Here is a 19,573-nt window from a genome sequence, read left to right on the forward strand (position 1 = left end):
GACCCCACCGCCGGACCCCCCACCCGCACCGAAAGAGACGATGCGATGACCCAGCCCGCGCTGGCCGACGTACTGCCCCTGACCCCCCTCCAGGAAGGTCTGCTCTTCCACGCCGTGTACGAGCACGAGCGGGACGCCGCCGACGTGTATCTCGTACAGCTGGTCTTCGAACTCGAAGGCCCGGTGGACGCGAGCCGGCTGCGTGACGCCTGGCAGGCCCTGCTGGACCGCCACCCCAACCTCCGTGCCGCCTTCCGGCGCCGCAAGGGCGGCGCGCCCGTCCAGGTCGTCCCGCACCGGGCGACCCTGCCGTGGACGGAGACGGACGTCGACACCGAGGACGCGTGGTCCCGGCTGCTCGACGAGGACCGCGACCGCGGCTTCGACCCGGCCACCCCACCCCTGATCCGCTGCACCCTCGCCCACCTGGGCGACGCACGCCACCGACTCCTCGTCACCCACCACCACATCCTGCTCGACGGCTGGTCGGTGTCCGTCCTGGTCCGCGAACTCCTCGCGCTCTACACGAAGGCCGAGCTGGCGCCCGCTCCCGCCTACCGCACCTTCCTCGAATGGCTGGCCCGCCAGGACCGCACCACCGCGGAGGCCGCCTGGCGGACGGCTCTGGACCAGGTGACCGAACCGACCCGGCTGACCCCGCCCCACCCCGGCCCAGGGCCCCTCGCCCAGGCCCGCGCCGAACTGCCGGAAACCACCTGTGCCGCCCTTACCGCCCTCGCCCGCAGGCTCGGCATCACCGTCAACACCCTCGTGCAGACGGCCTGGTCGATCCTGCTCAGCCGGACGACCGGCCGCAACGACGTGGTGTTCGGCGCCACCGTCTCCGGCCGCCCCGCCGCCCTGCCCGGCGTCGAGTCGATGGTCGGGCTCTTCGTGAACACCGTGCCGGTTCGCGTACGGCTCCGCCCCGACCGATCGCTCGCCGAACTGCTCCGCGACGTCCAGGACGCCGGCGTCGGCCTCCTCGACCACCACCACCTCGGCCTGGCCGACATCCAGCGCACCACCGGACTGCCCGAACTCTTCGACACCCTCGTCGTGTTCGAGAACTACCCGATGGACGAGGCCACCCGGCCGCACACGGGCGGTCTTCGCATCACCGGGACGAGCGGCCGCGACGCCACCCACTATCCCGTGACCCTCGTCGCCTTCCCCGGACCGCGCCTGCGCTTCCGCCTGGCCCACCGGGCCGACCTCTTCGAGAACGGCTGGGCCGACGCCCAACTCGCCCACCTCGTCCACATCCTGGAGACCATCGCCGCACACCCGGAACTCCCGCTCGGCCGCCTGGGCCTCCGCGACCCGGGGAGCGACCCCCGCCCCGAACCGGCCCCCACGCCCCACACTCTGACCGACCTCTGGACGGCCCGGGCGAGGGCCACACCCGACGCGGAAGCGGTGAGAGCGGGCGGGACGACTCTGTCGTACGGCGAACTCGACGCGCGGGCCGAGCAATTGGCAAGGAGACTGACCGCACGCGGCGCCGGACCGGAGCACGTCGTCGGCATCGCTCTGCCCCGCACGCCCGACCTGGTCGTGGCCGTCCTCGCCGTACTGAAGTCGGGAGCCGCCTATCTGCCGCTCGACCCCGCGTACCCGAAGGACCGGCTCGCGTACATCGTCGAGGACGCCCGACCGGTGGCGGTCCTGGCCACAGCCGAAACGGCCGGAGTGCTTCCGGAGAAGACAGAACTGCTCCTGCTCGAGGGTGAAGTGACGGATCATCAGGTAACACTGAAGAGTCCGCTCCCAGGCAACCTCGCCTACATCACCTACACCTCGGGTTCCACCGGCCGCCCCAAGGGAGTCCTCGCCACCCACCGCAACGCGGTCGAGTTCGTGGAGTGGACCCACCGGACCTTCGGCCCCGAGGCCCTGAAGAAGGTCCTCTTCTCGACCTCCCTCAACTTCGACGTCTCGGTGTTCGAGATCTTCGCCCCCCTGCTGTGCGGCGGACGTATCGAACTCGTCGACAGCCTGCTGTCCCTCACCGCCTCTGGCACCGACGCCGGGCTCATCAGCGGCGTGCCGTCGGTGATGGCCCAAGTGGTCGCCGAACGCCCCGACGCCACACCGCACACCGTGGCCCTGGGCGGCGAGCCCATCCCCGCACAGCTGCGCGCGGACCTCGAAGCCGCCTTCCCCGGAGCGCGGTTGGTCAACTTCTACGGGCCCACCGAGGCCACCATCTACGCCACAGCCTGGCGCTCCGACGACGACCCCGCCCACACACAGGGCCCGCCGCCCCTCGGGCACCCGCTGGCCCGCAACCGCGTCCACCTCCTCGACCAGGCCCTGCGGCCCGTCCCCGACGGAATCGTCGGCGAGGTCCACCTCGGTGGCGGCGGCCCGGCCCGCGGCTATCTCGGCCGCCCCGGCCTCACCGCCGAGCGGTTCGTCGCCGACCCGTTCGGGCCGCCGGGGGAGCGGATGTACCGGACCGGTGACCTCGCGGTCCGTGGCCGCGACGGACGGCTGCGGTTCGTCGGGCGGGCCGACCACCAGGTGAAGATCCGCGGTTTCCGCGTCGAACTCGGCGAGATCGAGGCCGTACTCACCGCCCACCCGGCCGTCGCCGAGGCGACGGTGGCCGTACGGCAGGACGGACGCGGTGAGAAACAGCTGGTGGCCTACGTCGTGGGCGCGGGCGAGCGGAACACCCCGCGCAACACCCCGCACCCGGGCCTCCCCGAACCGCGCCCCGAGCAGACGGACACGACCGTCCCGCTCCCGGCCCTGCGCGAGCATCTGACCCGTACGCTGCCCGCCCACATGGTCCCTGCCGTGATCGTGCAGCTCGCCGCCCTCCCGCGCACCGCCAGCGGCAAGACCGACCGCACGGCCCTGCCCGATCCCGCCGCGCCGGCCGCGACCGGCAGCGCCCCGCGGACCCCGCAGGAGGAGCGGCTGCGCGCGATCGTCGCCGACGTCCTGGGTCTGGATCCCTCCCGCGTCGGCGTCCACGACAGCTTCTTCGACCTCGGCGGCCACTCCCTCCTCACGCCTCGCCTGACCGCCCGCATCCGCACCGACCTCGGCACCGAACTGCCCCTGCGTGCCGTGTTCGACACCCCGAGCGTTGCCGGGCTGGCCCAGCGGCTGCGGAACGGCGCGTCGGGGGCGGCACCCCTGGACGCCGTACTGCCCCTGCGCACCCGCGGCGCCAAGGAACCGCTTTTCTGCCTGCCGCCCGCCTCCGGCCTGGCCTGGGGCTTCGCCGGACTGGCCCGTCACCTCGACCCCGAGCGCCCGCTGTACGGCCTCCAGTCCCAGGGGCTGCTCCCCGGCCGACCGCGCGCGGACAGTCTGCGGGCCACGGTCGCCGACCACATCGCCCGCATCCGTGAGATCCAGCCCGAGGGCCCCTACCACCTGCTGGGCTACTCCATGGGCGGTCTGGTGGCGTACGACGTCGCCGTCACCATCCAGCAGGCGGGCCACGAGGTTGCCCTCCTCGCGATGCTCGACGCGTTCCCCGGGGTCTGGATCGACCGGGGAGCCCGCGCGGCGGACCGCCCCGCGCTGCTGCGCAGCCTGCTCGACATCCTGGGCCGCCCGCAGCCCGAGGACACTGAACCCCTTACGGATGCCCGCTTCTCCGAACTCGTGCGCAGGGTCCCGGACATGGCCGCGAGCCTCGACGACGCCGAACTCGCCGCCCTGGTCGAGGTGACCGCGGCCAACCGGCGTCTGATGGAGGAGTTCGCCCCCACGTCGTACCGCGGTGACCTGCTGTTCTTCACGGCCGCACAGGATCCGGACACGCACCCGGAGCGCCACCGCGCCTGGCAGCCGTACGTCGACGGACGCGTAGACAACCACGACATCCCGTGCGTCCACGGGGAGATGACCCGGCCGGGCCCGCTGGAGCGGATCGGCCCCGCACTGAACACCGCAACCCATTGGAGGAACCCCGCATGAGCGTCAACCCGTTCGACGACGACACCCTCGAGCACTTCGTGCTGGTCAACGACGAGGGACAGCACTCGCTGTGGCCCGCCTTCGCCGAGGTCCCGGCCGGCTGGACGGTCGCCCACGGCCCGGCGAGCCGCCAGGAGTGCCTGGACCACGTCGAGCAGCACTGGACCGACATGCGCCCGACGAGCCTCGTCCGGGCCATGGGCGAATAGGGTACGGACCCAAGGGACTTGGAAGGTGGGACGCAGATGACCGCGCGGCGGACGATCGCAGCCGAGGAACTGGACACGCTCGACCTGGCCGATCCGCGGCTGCACGCCGAGAGCGACCTGTCCGCCGTGTGGCGCCGGCTGCGGGAGGAGGAACCGGTCCACTGGAACCCGGCGACCGACACCCGGCCCGGCTTCTGGGTGGTGACCCGGCACGCCGACGTCACCGCCGTCTACCGCGACAGCACCCGCTTCACCTCCGAGGGCGGCAACGTCCTGGAGACCCTCCTCGCCGGCGGCGACTCCGCGGCCGGACGGATGCTCGCCATCACCGACGGGGCCAGGCACACCGGGCTGCGGCGCCTCCTGATGTCCGCGTTCACCCCGCGCGCCCTGCAACCGGTCGTGGCGAGCGTGCGGCGCACGGTCGACCGGCTGCTCCGCGAGGCCATCGCCAAGGGCAGCTGCGACTTCGCGGCGGACGTGGCCGCTGGCATCCCCCTCGGCGCCATCTGCGACCTGCTCGGCGTTCCCGAGAGCGACCGCGCCCATGTGCTCAGCCTGACCTCCTCGGCCCTCGGCTCCCACGACGCCGACGGGACCGCGGCCGACTCCTGGATCGCCAAGAGCGAGATCCTGCTCTACTTCGCCAACCTCGCCCGCGACCGCCGCGACAGCGGCCACGCGGACGTCATCGCGCTCCTCGCCGGCAGCAAGGTCAACGGGGCTCCGCTGGACGACGACGAGATCATGCTCAACTGCTACAGCCTGATCCTCGGCGGCGACGAGACGGCCCGGCTGTCCATGGTCGGCGCGGCGCTCGCCCTGGTGGAGCACCCCGACCAGTGGCAGGCACTCAAGCGGGGCGACACCGGCGTCGACACGGCCGTCGAGGAGATCCTGCGCTGGACGACCCCCGCGCTCCACTCGGGCCGCACGGCCACGGCCGACACCGAGATCGCCGGCCGCGCGATCCGCACCGGCGACATCGTGACCGTGTGGAACGCCTCCGCCAACCACGACGAGCAGGTCTTCGAGGCACCCGGACAACTCCGCCTGGACCGCACCCCCAACAAACACTGCACCTTCGCCTACGGCCCCCACTTCTGTCTCGGCGCGTATCTCGCCCGCGCGGAGATCGGAGCCGTCCTGGAAGGCCTGCGCGACCAGGTGGCGCACATGGAACAGTCCGGCCCGAGCAGGCCGGTCTACTCCAACTTCCTCAACGGCCTCTGCGAGTTGCCGCTGACACTGAAATGACGTTGTGCCGCCTCACGTCAGCCCGGCGGCGGGGCCGTGCTCGCCCTCACCACCAGGCTGGTCGGCACGAGGTCGGTGCCGGGCTCCGCTCCTTGCTGCGCGCGGATCTGCTGGAGGGCCTTGCGGACGCAGCGGTCACCCACCTCGGCGAAGTCCTGGTGGACGGTGGTGAGCGGCGGCACGAAGAACGCCGCGTCGGGGATGTCGTCGAAACCCACCACGCTCACGTCGTGCGGCACGGACAGCCCCCGCTCGTGGAACGCGCGCAGCAGCCCGAGCGCCATCTGGTCGTTCGCCGCGAACACGGCCGTGCAGTCCGGCGGTTCGGCGAGCACCAGCCCGGCTTCGTACCCCGACTCGGCCGACCAGTCCCCGTACAGGGCGGGCGGCACCGGGCGCCCCGCCTCCTCCAGCACCGCCCGCCAGGCCTGCGCCCGCCGCTGTCCCGCGAAGGACGCCTGCGGACCCGTCACATGCCACACGGTCCGATGGCCCAGGTCGAGCAGATGCCGTACAGCCCTCCTGGCGCCGTCCGCCTGGTCGGTGTCGACCACGCTGTAGCGGTCGCCGGCGTCGGAGTCGACCACGACGACATGCACCCCGGGCGGCAGCTGCACCGTGCCGGTGTCGAGCAGATGGATCTCCATGATGACGATGACCGCGTCGACCGCCAGCTCGCCCATCCGCGTGAAGGCCCCGAGGACGTTGTCCTGCGTCGGGACGTCGATGGGGATCAGGGTGATCGCGTACCCCTCGGCCGCCGCGTGTGTGGCGATCGCCTCCACCGTGCGGCTGTTGCCCGTCGAGGACAGGCTGAACAGGATCACCCCGATGGTGTTGAACCGGCCGTACCGCAGAGCCCGCGCGGCACTGTTGGGCCGGTAGCCCAGCTCCCGCATCGCCGCCAGGACCTGCTCCCGCGTCGAACTGATCACCCCGGGGCTGCCGTTGGAGACCCGCGAGACCGTCTGTGAGGAGACGCCCGCGAGCTTGGCCACGTCGGCCATGGACACGCGCTGCTTGCGCCGCCCACCGGGGACACCGGAACCGCCCCGCTCCACCACTGATGCCTCCTTCGCCGAACACGTGCCTGTCGCGTGTCGCACCGGATGTTACGTGTGGAACACCTTGACGGTCGCCGGAGCTGATGCCACGATTCCGGCGCTGTCATGTTTACGTAAACATGCTGTCGCTCCGAAAGGGATTGGCCGATGCGCAAGACCCCCACCAGCGCCCGCCGCACCCCGAGGCTGCGTGCCTCGCTCGTCGCGGTCGCGCTCGCCGCGATCAGCGGCGCCACCCTCACCGGCAGCCCCGCCTCCGCCGCCGCGCCCGCCCAGGACACGACCCAGTTCAAGGGCGTGAACTGGGCGGACCCGCGTGACAACTTCGCAGACGACGCGCTCCAGCTGTCGGGCCTGTCGACCTCCGACACCTACGCCCAGACGTACGCCAAGGCGACCCGGATCATCTCGGCGTTCCGCGCGAACCTCGGCGCCAACACCGTCAGGCTGCCCATCAACCCGTACACGGTCAACGGCTCGTACTGGAAGTCGTACCGAGGCGTCATAGACGCGGCGACGGCCCAGGGCTTCAAGGTCATCGTGTCCTACTGGGAGGGCACCGGTGACCGCAAGGACGGCTTCATCGACGACGAGGCCACCTACTGGCCCATGTGGAACACCGTGGTCAAGGCCTACAAGGGCAACTCCAGGGTCTACTTCGAGCCGATGAACGAGCCGCACGGCTACACGGACGCCCAGTGGGCCGACATCGCCGCGAAGTGGCTGAACACCTACAAGTCGGTGCCCCGCAACCGCGTCTTCGTCAGCGGCGCCGGCTACAACGACCACGTCACGACGGTGTGCGCCGACCCGCGCCTGAAGGGCACCTACCTGTCGCTGCACCACTACGGCTTCTGGAAGTCGTACGCCACCTACGACGAGTGGGTCGCCGACCTGAAGGTGCGCATCGGTGACTGCGCGAGCCGCACAGTGGCGGACGAGTTCGGCGCGCCGATGACGACCGGCCTGAACTACGACGTGAAGACTCCGGACGACAACTTCGTCAACTTCATCCAGGCCGTCACCGACACCTTCCGCGAGCTGAAGATGGGCTCGGTGTACTGGCCGGGCCTGCGCACCGACGACATCTACTCGGTGCAGAAGCTCGTCGGCCCCGCCGACCGCCCGTGGCTGCAGACCACCAACCAGTCCGGCGCCGACCGACTGGCCTGGGCCTGGGGCCGCGGCAAGCCCGTCAAGGGCTGACCGCGATCCGGACATGGCCGGGTCGCACCCTTCTCACGCCTGCCCCGGCTGCCCAGACTCCTTGGAAAGAGCACAAGGGGGGAGGGCGTAATGGCCAGGAGGCGACGGAGCAGGGCCGCTCGCAGGCGGTGGGCGCGGCATCTGTGGTGGGGCGGCGCGGTGGCGCTGGTCCTCGTGGTGGTGTCCCGGGCGGGCGTGTGGCCGTATCTCCTGGGCGTGCTGCTGGTCGCCGGCGCCGCGGCGGTGGCCTGGCGGCTGTGGCGCACGGACCGGTTCGTGCGGGGGAGGGACCGGCTCTGGCGTCAGGAGGAGGCGGTGAAGGCGGGCCGGCGCACCCTCGCCGGGGTGGACACCATGACGGGCACCGAGTTCGAGGAGCTGGTCGCCGGTCTGTGCCGGCGGGACGGATGCACGGAGGTCCGGCGGGTGGGCGGTGCGGGCGACAACGGCGCCGATGTCCTCGGGCGGCTCCCGGACGGCCGGACGATGGTCGTCCAGTGCAAGCGGTACGCGCCGAGCAGGGCGATCCCGACCCGCGAGCTGCGCGATCTGCTGGGCTCGCAGGTGCACTTCCGTGCCGACCTGGCCGTGTTCGTGACGACCTCACGCTTCACCGGCCCCTCCGAGAGGTTCGCGCCCGCCCACGGCATCCTCCTCGTCCACCGCGACCACCTCGGCCTGTGGCACAACGGGGCCTCCCTCATGTCACTGAGCGAGGTGAACGGCCGGGGCCAGGGGGACGCCCGGCACCGGGCCCGCTGGAAGCAGGCGTACGGAGGTTAGGAGACGCGGGTCACATTCATCCATGTCACAAACCGCCGGGCCGTTCAGTCATAGGTGTGTAGCCAACGGCAACGCAGAAGGAGCACACCATGGAAGCCCGACTGAACGTCTTCGCCGGCCCGCTCTCCGGCAAGTTGATGAAGCACTTCGCCATGGCGGGCAAGGTGGTCACCGAATCGGGACTGCCGATGACGACCCAGGAGCTCGTGAAGATCCGCGCGAGCCAGATCAACGGCTGCGGCTTCTGCCTCGACATGCACACCAAGGAGGCCGCGGCCGCGGGCGAGACCGCGCAGCGACTCCACATGGTCGCGGCATGGCGTGAGGCCAAGGTCTTCACCGAGGCCGAGCGGGCCGCGCTCGAACTGGCGGAGCAGGGCACCCGCCTCGCGGACGGGGCCGGTGTTCCGGACGACGTCTGGGAGAACGCCGCCAAGCACTACGACGAGGAGCAGCTCCTCGCCCTGGTCTCCCTGATCGCTCTCATCAACGCCTTCAACCGGCTGAACGTCCTGACCCAGCAGCCGGCCGGCGACTACGTGGTCGGCCAGTTCGGCTGACCCCGACGGCCGGTGGGCCGGCCCCGGGGGCTGCAGACCCCGGGCCTTCAGCCGGCCAGCGGGTAGTGACAGGCCACATGGCGACCGGAGGCTGTCGCCGTGAGCCTCGGACGTTCCCTCGCACACAGCTCCTGGGCATAGGGGCATCGCGTACGGAACGGACACCCCGTCGGCTTGTCCGCCGGACTCGGCACCTCACCGGTCAGCACGATCCGCTCCCGCGGCCCCCCTTCCGTGAGCGTCCCGTCGTCGATGTCCGGGACCGCCGACAGCAGGGCCTGGGTGTACGGGTGGGCCGGGTCCGAGTACAACGCCTCCGTGCCCGCGAGTTCGACGATCTCGCCGAGGTACATGACGGCGATCCGGTCCGACACATGACGGACCACACCGAGGTCGTGCGCGATGAAGACATAGGTGAGGCCGAACTCCTCCTGGAGGTCGGCGAACAGGTTCAGCACCTGAGCCTGGATCGACACGTCGAGCGCGGACACCGGCTCGTCGGCCACGATCAGCTTCGGGTTCGTCGCCAACGCCCGTGCGATACCGATGCGTTGGCGCTGGCCGCCGGAGAACTCGTGCGGATACCGGTCCAGATGGGCCGCGGCCAGCCCTACGACGTCGAAGAGCTCCCCGACCCTGCGGCGGACCGCGGCCCGGTCGCCGTACCGGTGCACGAGCAGCGGCTCGGCGACGATGTCCCCGGCGCGGCGGCGGGGGTTGAGCGACGCCTGCGGGTCCTGGAAGACCAGCTGCATGCCCGGCCGCACGGGACGCAGCCTGCGCGTGGACAGTGTCGAGATGTCCTGCCCGTCGAACTCGACGCGCCCGCCGGTGAGTTCGGTGAGCCGGACCAGACAGCGGCCCAGCGTGGACTTGCCGCAGCCGGACTCGCCCACGATCCCGAGGGTCTCACCGCCGCGCACCTCCAGCGAGACCCCGTCGACAGCGCGGAGTACCTGGCGCCTGCCGCGTACGGGGTAGTGCTTGGTGACGTCCGTGGCCCGTAGCAGTACCTCACCCTCGCCGGGAGACACCAGCCCGTCCACTGCCACGATCTCCTGTGCCGTCACGACGCCGCCTCCGCGTTCAAGTCCTTCTCCGCCGTCAGCCGCAGTGCCGCACGATCGTCCGGCGGCAGCCAGCACGCGTCCCGATGTGCGGCGTCGCCATGGCCCGCGGACGGCACCGGCCGTTCCTCGCACCGCTCGTGCCGCAGCCTGCAGCGTGGTGCGAACGCGCACCCGTCCGGAACGGCACCGGGCGAGACGGGCATCCCCGCGATGGTGGGAAGCCGTCGCAGCCGTGCACCGCCCACCCGGGGCACCGAGTCCAGCAGACCCCAGGTGTACGGATGCCGGGGGCCGTGGAACACCGCCCGCCGCGGACCCTCCTCCGCCACCCGGCCGCCGTACATGACCAGGACCCGGTCGGCGATCTGCGAGACCACGCCCATGTCGTGCGTGATGAGCACCATCGCGGAGCCCCCTGCGTTGAGTTCCCGCATCAGATCGAGGATCTGCGCCTGGACCGTGACGTCCAGTGCCGTCGTCGGCTCGTCGGCGATGAGCAGCGAGGGGCTGCACGAGAGCGCCATCGCGATGACCGCGCGCTGGCGCATCCCGCCGGAGAACTCGTGCGGATAGGCGTTCACGCGCGAGGCCGCGTCGGGGATGCCGACGTCGGAGAGGAGTTGGACGGCCCGGGCCCGGGCCTCCTTGCGGGAGACGTGTTCGTGCGCCCGGATCGCCTCGGCGATCTGCCAGCCCACGGTGTACACCGGGGTCAGCGCGGTCATCGGGTCCTGGAAGACCATCGCGATCTCCCGGCCGCGCACCGCCCGCATCTCCTGGTCGGGCAGGGTGAGCAGGTCGCGTCCACGGAAGCGGACTTCGCCCGAAACGGTCACGTTCGGGTTGGTCAGCAGCCGGAGCACGGCCAGCATCGACACACTCTTTCCGGAGCCCGACTCGCCCACCACGCCCAGCACTTCACCGGGGGCGACGGAGAGGGAGAGACCGTCGACAGCGGTGACCATGCCCTGCCGGGTACGGAAGCGCACGGTCAAGTCACGTACGTCCAGAAGGGGTTCGTCAGGCATGGCGGGCCCTCGGGTCGAGTCGCGCGTACAGGATGTCCACCAGGGCGTTGGCGAGGACCACGAAGAACGCCGCGTACAGGACGGTCCCCATGATCACCGGCAGGTCCAGGTTCTGGAGGGCGTCGAAGGTGAGCTTGCCGATGCCGGGCAGACCGAAGACCACCTCGGTCAGCAGCGCGGCACCGCCCACGAGCGCGCCGAAGTCCAGGCCGAACAGCGACACGATCGGGATCAGCGAGCAGCGCAGGGCGTGCCGGAGCAGGATCCGCCGCTCGGACAGGCCCTTGGCGCGGGCCGTGCGGACGTAGTCCTCGTTCAGCGCCGTGACGACCTCGCCGCGCAGCAGCCGGGCGTAGATGCCGGCGTACAGCAGGGCCAGGGTCAGCCAGGGGGAGAGCATGTGCAGTGCCCACTGCCCCGGGTCCGTGCCGAGGCCGACATAGCCGGGCGGGGGCACCCAGGAGAAGAGCGAGTCGTGGAGCTGCTTCTGGGTGAGGAGGTTGACGACCTCGCCGAGCCAGTAGGCCGGGAGCGAGACACCGACCACGCCGACCAGCATGATCAGCGGGTCGGCCGCCCTGCCGCGCAGGGCCGCGGCGGCCGTGCCCATGAGGATGCCGGCCGTCATCCAGATGAGAGCCGCTCCAATGACCAGGGACAGCGTCACGGGAGTGGCCTGCAGGATCTGCGGAACGACCCGGGAGCCGCGGTTGACGAACGACTCGAGGTCCCGGTCGACGAGCAGGTGACGCATCATCAGCAGATAGCGGACCGGCATCGGCCGGTCGAGCCCGAAGGAGTGCCGCACCTGGGCGAGGGTGGCCGGATCGGCGTTGCGGCCGGCGATGCGGGCCGCCGGGTCGACTCCCGGGGTGGCGAAGAAGATCAGGAAGACCAGCACACTGATCGCGAACATCACCAGCAGGGCGGATCCGAACCGCTTGAGTGCGAAGGACAGCATGGTCACATCCCTCCACGCAGCCGGGCGCCGGGGTCGAGCGCGTCGCGCACGCCGTCGCCGAGGATGTTGAGTGCGGCCGTGGTCAGCGCGATCAGCAGGCCGGGAGCGATCGTCACGGCGGGCCGGGTGTACAGCAGTCCCAGGCCGTCCTCGATGATCGTGCCCCAACTCGCGTCGGGCGGCTGCACGCCGACGGACAGGAAGGACAGCGCCGACTCGGTGAGCATGGCCAGCGCGGTCATCAGCGGCACGAACACGATCGCCGTCGGCACCACGTTCGGCAGCACCTCACGGCGCAGGATGCGCACGGTGGGCGCGCCGGAGCCGATGGCCGCCTGGATGTACTCCTTGTTGCGCAGCACCAGCACCTGACCGCGCAACGGCCTTGCTATGTACGGCACATAGATCGCCGCGATGATCGTGACGGGCAGCCAGAGACTTCCCGCGTCCACGGTGACAGGGCCCAGCTCGAGCCCGTTGGTGAGCAGCACCACCGACAGGCAGATGGCCAGCAGATACACCGGGAACGCCCAGATGACGTCCAGGATCCGGGAGATCACGCCGTCCACGAACCCGCCCGCGTACCCGGCGACGACCCCGACGGCCGTACCGACGGCGCAGGTGAGCAGCGCCGCCGTGAACCCGATGAACAGGCTGGTACGGCCGCCGTAGAGCAGACGGGCCATGACGTCCCGGCCCTGGTTGTCGGCGCCGAGGAAGTAGTGGGAGGGGTCCCAGGTCGGGCCGATCGGGGTGACGCCGAGGCCGAGGCCGGTGCTGCTCGGGGTGAGCACCGGCACGGTCTTTCCGTCCACGATCGTGGAGCCGGAGACCTGGGACTGGAAGGGGTCGGTGTGGGCGATGTGGTCCGCGTAGAGCGGAGCGCACACACTCGCGAGCACGACCAGGAGCAGGACCGCGGCGGCGGCCAGCGCCGGTCTGTTGCGCAGCAGGTCGCCGGCGGCGGTCCGCCAGGGGCCCGGCGAGCGCCGGGCCCCGTCCGGCGGGGCGAGGGTCACTTCACCCACAGCTGCCCGACCAGCATGTAGAACTGCTTGCTGAACCGGTAGTTGCCCACCCGCGTCGACGTGAAGTCGATCAGCTTGGGGTTGATCAGCGGTACCACGGGCGACTGGGCCATGACCGCCTGGTCGACGGCTCCCCACTGCTTGTCGGCGGCCGCCTTGTCGGTCTGGGAGGTCTTCAACGCCGCCTGCATCTGCGCGTCCACGCCCTTGTCGCAGAACCCGGAGATGTTGATGCTGGAGTCGCTGCCGGGGTGGTAACTCGCGCAGGACAGCAGCACGTTGAGGAAGTCGGAGGCCGCCGGGTAGTCCTGGTACCAGGACGTCAGGGCGAGTTGCACCTTGTTCTTGGTGTTCTGGATGTAGGTGAACTGGATGTTCCCCGACAGCGGCTTGAGCGTCGCCTTGTACCCGAGCTGGGTGAGCAGGCTCTGCAGGTACTGCCCGATCGACTTGTTGACGTCGTCGTCCTGCGTGACGATCCCGACCTCCTGCCCCGCCGTGCCGGACTGCTTCACCAGCGCCTTCGCCTTGGCGAGGTCCGCCGCCTTCCAGGTCGTACCGCCGCCCTTGGTGTAGTCGCAGGAGTCGACGTGTCCGGGGAAGCCGGGCGGCAGGATCGTGCAGGCGGGAGAGGCGAGGTTGGTGCCGCCGTACAGCCGCACCACGGCGGACCGGTCGACCGCCCAGTTGATCGCCTGGCGGGCCAGCTTGTTGTCGAACGGTGCCATGTTGACGTTGAGCGTCGCGTACCAGAACGCCGTCAGCGGGTTCACATGCGCCTGGGCGGCGTACTTGGTGCCGATCTCGCTCAGCCGGTCGGCGGGCGGCGGATCGTACATCCAGTCCGCCTGGCCGTTCTCGACGGCGGTCACCTCGGACTCGACGGTCTGGCCGAAGGTGTAGTCGATGGCGTCCGGATAGCCCTGCGGCTCGGCTTCCCGCGACCACTCCTTGAAGTGCGGGTTGCGCACCAGCTTCAGCGCCCGGTTCGGGTCGTACGACGCCGCCATGTACGGGCCGGTCGACGGCAGCGGCTTGGTCCCGGCGTCCTTGGCCGGCGAGTCCTTCGGTACGACGACGGCGTGCGGGACGGCCAGTTTGTACTCGAACTCGGGGTCCGCCGCGGTGAGGTTGATGGTGACGGTGCCGGCCGCGGCGTCGGCGACCACACCCTTGGACAGGGTGCAGGAGGCCGGGGTCTTCAGACAGGCGTCGGCGCCGACGATGCCGTTGTAGAAGGTGCCCGCGGTCGGGCTGGAGACTTTGAAGATGCGCTGGAAGGAGGCCACCACGTCGGCGGTGGTCAGGGGCTTGCCGTTGGAGAAGGTGACGCCCTTGCGGAGGGTGAAGGTGTAGGTCTTTCCGCCGTTGGTCACCTTCGGCATGGCGGTGGCCAGGTCGGGGACGACGGTGAACGACTCCTGGCCGTTGACCTTCTTGAAGGCGAGCAGCCCGTCGTACATCGACTGGAACAACTGCCAGTACTGGAGTGTGTAGTTGACCTGTGGGTCGAAGCTGCCCGCGGCCGCGTGGGCGACGAGTTTCAGGGTGCCGCCCCTGTGCTGCGCCTGGAAGGCGGAGGAGCCGGAGACGGAGGCGCTCGGGTCGGAGGAGGAGCCCGGGTCCGAGGAGGACGAACAGGCGGCGGCGGTGAGTGCGAGGGCGACGGTGGCGGCGGCCAGCGCGCCCCGTCTGGTGGTGCGGGACATGGCAGAGAACTCCCGGATCAGTCGGTGGAGTCGAGGAACTCGCCGACGATCCGGAGGTAGAGCTCCTCCTCCTCGACGTGCGGCATGTGGCTCGAGTGCTCGAACATGTGCCAGCGCGCATCGGGGATGCGGTCGGCGAAGGGACGGACGGTCTCGGGCGTCGCCTCGTCGAAGCGGCCGGACACCAGCAGGGTCGGCACCTCGATCAGGTGCAGCCGGTCGATGACGGACCAGTCCTTGAGGGTGCCGACGACATGGAACTCGTTCGGGCCGTTCATCGTGTGGTACACGGTCGGATCGGCCGCGATGTTGTCCCAAGTGGCCTGTACCTCGGGCGGGTTGGGTGTGAGGCGGCACACGTGGCGCTCGTTGAAGACCTGCTCCGCCGCCCGGTAGTCGGGGTGGCCCGTGGTCCCGGCCGCCTCGTGGGCGTGCAGGACGCGCTGGACCTCCTCGGGGAGCTCGGCGCGCAGTTCGGCGGCCCCCTGGAGCCACAGCTCCATGGACGCGGGGGAGTTGGCGATGACGAGGCCGCGCAGCCCGGGCGGGCGGCGTACCGCGTGCTCGGCGGCGAGCATGCCGCCCCAGGACTGGCCGAGGATGTGGTAGCCGTCGGCTATGCCCAACTCCTTGAGCAGGTTGTCCAGTTCGTCGAGGAAGAGCTGGACGGTCCAGAAGTCGGCGCCCCGGTCGGGCAGATGGGTGGAGAACCCGGTGCCGAGCTGGTCGTAGTGGATCACGGGTCGGCCCTGCCGGGAGATGCCCGCGATGCTGAGGGTGTAGTGGTGACCGGCGCCGGGGCCGCCGTGCAGGACCACCAGCGGTGTCCTGCCCGGTTCGCCCGTGATCCGGTACCAGGTGGAAAGGCCGTTGAAGTCGACCGTTCCGGTGTGGTTCGGTTCGGGGATCGCCACGGGGAAGCCTCCCAGACCGGCCGGAACCGGCCGACCGCTGTCTGAAAACAGGTGGGTGTAACGGATGGGTGAGATAGTGGGGCGCTAAAAGGTCAGCCCACAAGACCTTTTAGCGGGGCGAGGGAAAGACGTAACGGCGGGTTCACATGGCCCGTACGCGTTTACAGAAGCGGCGACTTGCAGGAGGACAACTGACATCCGAACCCGAACCCGGCGACGAGTTCTCCCGCGTTCTCGACCGGGTCCTGCTCGGCGGCGGCCCGTCGTCCTCGCTGCGCCCGGTCCGGGTGAGCTCCGCGGTCGACGAGGTCAGCGACCGGCTGCTCACCGCGATCGCGGTCGGCGACTTCCTCCCCGGCGAGCGCCTGCCGGCCGAGCGGGAGCTCACCGGACTGCTGCACGTCAGTCGCCCCACCGTGCGCGAGGCCGTGGCACGCCTCCAGGTGCTGGGTGTCGTCGAGATCCGTCGGGGCCGCAGCGGCGGCGCCTTCGTCCGCGACAGCTGGACCGAGTCCTCCGGGGACGCGGTCCGCCGCACGCTGCTGCCCCGCTGGGCGGAGTTCGAGCAGCTCTTCGACCTGCGCGGGCTGGTGGAGGGCATGGTGGCGGCGACGGCTGCCCGGCGCCGGCGCCCGGAGGACCTGGAGCCGATGCGTGAGGCGCTGACCGCGCACCTCGCCGCGCGCACTCCCCGCGAGGAGCAGGCCGCCGACAGCGCGTTCCACCTGGCGATCTGCGCGGCCACCCACAACCCGCAGATCGCGCGGCTCAGCCGGGAGCTGCTGACCCGGATCAGCCTGGGCTTCCCGGTCGAGCCCTGGGGGAGGGGCGAGCGGTCCCATCACGAGCGGGCCGGCCACGGGCACGCGGAGCTCTACGAGGCCGTCGCGGCGGGCGAGCCGGAGCGCGCGGAGGGGATCGCCAGGGAGCACTTCATGATCAGTGCCGAGATGATCCGGGATGTCCTGGCCCGGGTGAGGGGAGCAGAGTCCCACTGATCGGGGCTACACCTCCCGGTGATCGATCCCCAGCAGACCCGCGGCCGCCCCGAAGTCGGCGCCGTGGTGACCCACGGCCAGCGACCAGTGGTGCCCCACCCCCGTGGCACTCCAGGCGTCGACCCACTCGCCGGGATCCCGGCCGAAGTCGACCCTGCTGGTGGTGTTGCCGATCTCCAGCAACGGCCCCGGGACGACCGTGCCCTCGGAGGTGATGAATGACAGGCTGCCGTCGGCGTCCTGACCCAGACCGAGGAGGGTCACGGGCCCCTGCCGGACGTCGAACTCCACACTGACCCCCCAACCGCGCTTGCCGTGATAGACGCCGAGGCCGCGCAGCAGTGGGTCCCGGGCGCTGAGCGCCAGGTGGGCAGGGCCGTCGTGGCCCATCTCCACCACCCCGTCCTCGAAGTTCAGCGCCTGGATCTCCGTGAAGGAGCCCCCGGCGCCGACACTCTGCGAGGCCAACTGGGCGATGCTGGTGCGCAGTTCGAACTCACCGGCCGCGGGCACACCCCGGGCCGTGAGCAGCGAGGCGCCCAGGATCATGCCAGCGCCGAGCCGTTCGTGTGTCTCGCCGTCGAGCCCCCGGTGGTAGTACGCGAGGGTGTCGAGGCCGAAGTCCGCCACCAGCCGGTCGAGGGCGACCGACACGGTCGCGCCCCACGCGAAGTCCTCGTCGACCACGCTGTCGTCGACCGTGAAGATCCGCCGGGCCAGCTCCACCCGCTCCCGGGTCTCCGCCTCGGTCACCTTCTCCACCCGGTGCCGCAGATCGTCGAACTCCAGCACCTCGACATGCGAACCGAAGGTCGCCGAGAGGAGCGTCGGATCGGTCTGGACGTCGAGCATGCCGGGATACACATGCCCCATCAGCCCGTGCCGGGCGTGCCGGAGCGCGGCACGGACATGCGCGGCGCGCACCCACCGCTCGATGCGCCGCCACGCCGACTCCTGCCGCAGCCAGCCCGACACCGACCGGAAGGGGATCCCGGCCCGCCGGAAGACGTTGCCGACCTCCGGCACGGAGCACTGCGAGCAGTACGCCAGCCAGGCACCCGTGTCGAAGGAGGCGTGGTCCATCCGCTCGGAGGGCTGGAGGTCGACGACCAGCACCGGGGTGTGCGTGCGCTGGGCGATCGGCAGCACCATCGACGAGGTCAGATAGGTCGTCAGGAACAGCACGATCAGATCGCAGTCGGCCCGCCGGAGCTGCTCGGCGGCGGCCGCGCCCTCCTGTGCGTCGGAGACGAACCCGGCGTCCGTCACCTCCGCGTCCAACTGCCCCAGCCGTTCGGCGACATACGCGGCCGACTCCTTCAACTGGGGTAGCAGCCCCGGGAACTGCGGCCAGTACGTGCCGAGCCCGCCGGACACCAGCCCGATCCGCGGTCGGCGCCGGGTCACGGGCGGCAGCAACTCGCCCAGCACGGCTTCCCGTTCACCGGCATACGTCGTGCGGAATTCGGTCGTCGCCATGGTCGGCGCTCCTTCGGGGTTCGGTTCAGGTCCGCGCGACCTTCAGGTCCGCCGGAGCCGTGGCTGCCGGGGACGCGCGGGGAACGAGGACGCGGACGATGTACAGGCCCGCGAACGCCGACAGCGCCATGCAGCCGGTGATCACCCAGAGCAACAGGCTGGGGCTCCGGTCGAGCAGGGCGGGCGTCACGAACGCGACGCCCGCGAAGACCCCGCGCGAGACGGCGTAGGTGATCCCCTGCGTGGTGCCCCGGGTCTCCGCGGGCAGCGTCAGCTGCGACCACACCTTGTAGTTGGCCTCGCCCGCGAAGGGATAGGACAGCTGGTAGAGGACGTAGAAGACGAGGAAGCCGACGATGGCGCCCAGGGTGAGCGTGCCGATGGCGAACGCCGCGATCTGCACCACCGTGGCGATGTAGAACATCCGGTCGCGGCGCGGGCCGTCGGCGATCCGGACGAAGGCGAGCGTCAGCAGCAGTCCGATCGGAAGACAGGCAAGGTTGATGCCGGTCGCCACGCTCTGGGTGGCGCCACTGACCGTGACCAGCAGATACGTCGTGAACTGGCCCATGGTGTTGGCGCCCAGACCCCAGGTGACGTAGAAGGCGAAGGTCGCGAGCATGGGCACCAGGGCGGCGCGGGTCCAGACGTTCCTGAGCGCGACACCCTGCTCCGCGGTCGGCTTCTCGGCCGTGACCCGGTCCTGTACCGGATCGGGCCCGGTGGCCAGTTCCAGCTTGGAGCGCAGATGCCAGGTGACCAGTGCGGCGACCGCCAGATGGCCGGTGATGAGGCGGGCCCCGAGCATGCCGGTGTCCGACAGGGCGAAGCCGACGAAGACCACGACGATGATGCCCAGCATCCACATGACCTGCGTGAAGGCGATGAGCCGTCCCCGGGCGTGGTCGGGGGCGGCGTCGGAGACCACGGCCAGGGACGTCGGCAGGTCGGCACCGGCCGCGAGACCGGCGAGGAGGACACCCACCAGAAGGGTGATCTCGCCGGGGGCCAGGGTGATGACGACCGCCCCGAGGGCGTAGCAGAGGATGTCCAGGTTGTAGAGACGGCGTCGGCCGAAGACGTCGGCGAGCCGTCCGCCGACCAGGGAGCCGACCGCGATGCAGATGGTGACGATCGCGCTGATCGCACCGGCCATCCAGACGCCCATGTCGTAGGCGTCGCGGTAGATGGCGAGGTTGACGCCGATGCTCACGATGAGCGCGGCGTCGAGGTAGGACGCCATGCCGGAGAGGGTCGCGACCTTCCACAGGCGCTTCTCGATGGGCGGTTCCGGCTGGTTCGGGGCAGGCGAGGTTCGGGCCATGATGCGGCTCCGTCTGGGGAGAGTGGGTCCGAGCGGAGGGG

16 protein-coding genes are annotated in these 19,573 nt (G+C 70.7%); 7 read left to right on the plus strand and 9 right to left on the minus strand.

What is annotated here, in order from left to right:
• The first annotated feature begins 45 nt into the window (after window positions 1-45).
• Genes ACFYRX_RS19775 through ACFYRX_RS19785 form a run of 3 tightly spaced genes read left to right on the plus strand, consistent with a single transcriptional unit; the run spans window position 46 to window position 5,408 of the window.
• Window positions 46-3,942 carry an amino acid adenylation domain-containing protein gene (locus ACFYRX_RS19775; RefSeq protein WP_389101237.1) on the plus strand — a complete coding sequence of 1,299 codons (3,897 nt, stop codon included), beginning with the start codon at window positions 46-48 and terminating at the stop codon, window positions 3,940-3,942.
• Entirely contained in the window at window positions 3,939-4,151 is a 213-nt protein-coding gene (locus ACFYRX_RS19780) for an MbtH family protein (RefSeq protein WP_389101239.1), read from the plus strand. The genes ACFYRX_RS19775 and ACFYRX_RS19780 overlap by 4 nt, the downstream gene beginning before the upstream one ends.
• 36 nt (window positions 4,152-4,187) lie before the next feature.
• Window positions 4,188-5,408, plus strand: coding sequence for a cytochrome P450 (locus ACFYRX_RS19785; protein WP_389101240.1), 1,221 nt, complete (start codon window positions 4,188-4,190; stop codon window positions 5,406-5,408).
• A 17-nt stretch (window positions 5,409-5,425) separates the two neighbouring features.
• On the opposite strand, the gene ACFYRX_RS19790 is transcribed toward ACFYRX_RS19785, so the two are convergent.
• Window positions 5,426-6,472 carry a LacI family DNA-binding transcriptional regulator gene (locus ACFYRX_RS19790; protein WP_389101242.1) on the minus strand — a complete coding sequence of 349 codons (1,047 nt, stop codon included), beginning with the start codon at window positions 6,470-6,472 and terminating at the stop codon, window positions 5,426-5,428.
• A gap of 147 nt (window positions 6,473-6,619) precedes the next feature.
• On the opposite strand from ACFYRX_RS19790, the gene ACFYRX_RS19795 reads away from it, so the two are divergent.
• From ACFYRX_RS19795 to ACFYRX_RS19805, 3 genes are all read left to right on the plus strand, one after another.
• Window positions 6,620-7,678: a glycoside hydrolase family 5 protein gene (locus tag ACFYRX_RS19795; RefSeq protein WP_389101244.1), complete on the plus strand. Its 1,059-nt coding sequence runs from the start codon at window positions 6,620-6,622 to the stop codon at window positions 7,676-7,678.
• A gap of 90 nt (window positions 7,679-7,768) precedes the next feature.
• On the plus strand, window positions 7,769-8,461 hold the full coding sequence (locus ACFYRX_RS19800) for a restriction endonuclease (RefSeq protein WP_389101246.1): 693 nt from the start codon (window positions 7,769-7,771) through the stop codon (window positions 8,459-8,461).
• Window positions 8,462-8,550: 89 nt separating this feature from the next.
• Window positions 8,551-9,021 carry a carboxymuconolactone decarboxylase family protein gene (locus ACFYRX_RS19805; RefSeq protein WP_389101247.1) on the plus strand — a complete coding sequence of 157 codons (471 nt, stop codon included), beginning with the start codon at window positions 8,551-8,553 and terminating at the stop codon, window positions 9,019-9,021.
• 47 nt (window positions 9,022-9,068) lie between these two features.
• Here ACFYRX_RS19805 and ACFYRX_RS19810 read toward each other — a convergent pair whose 3' ends face one another.
• The 6 genes from ACFYRX_RS19810 to ACFYRX_RS19835 are packed head-to-tail and all read right to left on the minus strand — an operon-like array spanning window position 9,069 to window position 15,731.
• Window positions 9,069-10,091: an ABC transporter ATP-binding protein gene (locus tag ACFYRX_RS19810; RefSeq protein WP_389101249.1), complete on the minus strand. Its 1,023-nt coding sequence runs from the start codon at window positions 10,089-10,091 to the stop codon at window positions 9,069-9,071.
• Window positions 10,088-11,119 carry an ABC transporter ATP-binding protein gene (locus ACFYRX_RS19815; protein ID WP_389101250.1) on the minus strand — a complete coding sequence of 344 codons (1,032 nt, stop codon included), beginning with the start codon at window positions 11,117-11,119 and terminating at the stop codon, window positions 10,088-10,090. The genes ACFYRX_RS19810 and ACFYRX_RS19815 overlap by 4 nt, the downstream gene beginning before the upstream one ends.
• Window positions 11,112-12,080 carry an ABC transporter permease gene (locus ACFYRX_RS19820; protein ID WP_389101251.1) on the minus strand — a complete coding sequence of 323 codons (969 nt, stop codon included), beginning with the start codon at window positions 12,078-12,080 and terminating at the stop codon, window positions 11,112-11,114. The genes ACFYRX_RS19815 and ACFYRX_RS19820 overlap by 8 nt, the downstream gene beginning before the upstream one ends.
• 2 nt (window positions 12,081-12,082) lie before the next feature.
• Complete coding sequence (locus ACFYRX_RS19825; RefSeq protein ID WP_389101253.1) at window positions 12,083-13,108, minus strand: ABC transporter permease; 1,026 nt, start codon at window positions 13,106-13,108, stop codon at window positions 12,083-12,085.
• Entirely contained in the window at window positions 13,096-14,817 is a 1,722-nt protein-coding gene (locus ACFYRX_RS19830) for an ABC transporter substrate-binding protein (protein WP_389101255.1), read from the minus strand. The genes ACFYRX_RS19825 and ACFYRX_RS19830 overlap by 13 nt, the downstream gene beginning before the upstream one ends.
• A 17-nt stretch (window positions 14,818-14,834) precedes the next feature.
• The gene (locus ACFYRX_RS19835; protein ID WP_389101257.1) at window positions 14,835-15,731 is read right to left on the minus strand and encodes a proline iminopeptidase-family hydrolase; all 897 of its coding nucleotides are present in this window, start codon (window positions 15,729-15,731) and stop codon (window positions 14,835-14,837) included.
• 146 nt (window positions 15,732-15,877) lie between these two features.
• On the opposite strand from ACFYRX_RS19835, the gene ACFYRX_RS19840 reads away from it, so the two are divergent.
• Complete coding sequence (locus ACFYRX_RS19840) at window positions 15,878-16,729, plus strand: FadR/GntR family transcriptional regulator (protein ID WP_389101259.1); 852 nt, start codon at window positions 15,878-15,880, stop codon at window positions 16,727-16,729.
• A 6-nt stretch (window positions 16,730-16,735) separates the two neighbouring features.
• Here the strand turns inward: ACFYRX_RS19840 and ACFYRX_RS19845 are convergent, their stop codons facing one another.
• Window positions 16,736-18,208 (minus strand): arabinose isomerase, encoded by a 1,473-nt coding sequence (locus ACFYRX_RS19845; RefSeq protein ID WP_389101261.1) that lies wholly within the window; start codon window positions 18,206-18,208, stop codon window positions 16,736-16,738.
• A 25-nt stretch (window positions 18,209-18,233) separates the two neighbouring features.
• Window positions 18,234-19,532: an MFS transporter gene (locus ACFYRX_RS19850; protein WP_389101263.1), complete on the minus strand. Its 1,299-nt coding sequence runs from the start codon at window positions 19,530-19,532 to the stop codon at window positions 18,234-18,236.
• Window positions 19,533-19,573: the final 41 nt, after the last annotated feature.

This window comes from Streptomyces sp. NPDC005374 (assembly GCF_042872225.1).
Lineage (GTDB): Bacteria > Actinomycetota > Actinomycetes > Streptomycetales > Streptomycetaceae > Streptomyces.

Coding starts and splice junctions, on each gene's coding strand:
- ACFYRX_RS19775 (WP_389101237.1), top strand. CDS start 46: ATGACCCAGCCCGCGCTGGCCGACGTACTGCCCCTGACCCCCCTCCAG.
- ACFYRX_RS19795 (WP_389101244.1), top strand. CDS start 6,620: ATGCGCAAGACCCCCACCAGCGCCCGCCGCACCCCGAGGCTGCGTGCC.
- ACFYRX_RS19820 (WP_389101251.1), bottom strand. CDS start 12,080: ATGCTGTCCTTCGCACTCAAGCGGTTCGGATCCGCCCTGCTGGTGATG.
- ACFYRX_RS19805 (WP_389101247.1), top strand. CDS start 8,551: ATGGAAGCCCGACTGAACGTCTTCGCCGGCCCGCTCTCCGGCAAGTTG.
- ACFYRX_RS19840 (WP_389101259.1), top strand. CDS start 15,878: ATGGCCCGTACGCGTTTACAGAAGCGGCGACTTGCAGGAGGACAACTG.
- ACFYRX_RS19815 (WP_389101250.1), bottom strand. CDS start 11,119: ATGCCTGACGAACCCCTTCTGGACGTACGTGACTTGACCGTGCGCTTC.
- ACFYRX_RS19830 (WP_389101255.1), bottom strand. CDS start 14,817: ATGTCCCGCACCACCAGACGGGGCGCGCTGGCCGCCGCCACCGTCGCC.
- ACFYRX_RS19845 (WP_389101261.1), bottom strand. CDS start 18,208: ATGGCGACGACCGAATTCCGCACGACGTATGCCGGTGAACGGGAAGCC.
- ACFYRX_RS19850 (WP_389101263.1), bottom strand. CDS start 19,532: ATGGCCCGAACCTCGCCTGCCCCGAACCAGCCGGAACCGCCCATCGAG.
- ACFYRX_RS19800 (WP_389101246.1), top strand. CDS start 7,769: ATGGCCAGGAGGCGACGGAGCAGGGCCGCTCGCAGGCGGTGGGCGCGG.
- ACFYRX_RS19780 (WP_389101239.1), top strand. CDS start 3,939: ATGAGCGTCAACCCGTTCGACGACGACACCCTCGAGCACTTCGTGCTG.
- ACFYRX_RS19785 (WP_389101240.1), top strand. CDS start 4,188: ATGACCGCGCGGCGGACGATCGCAGCCGAGGAACTGGACACGCTCGAC.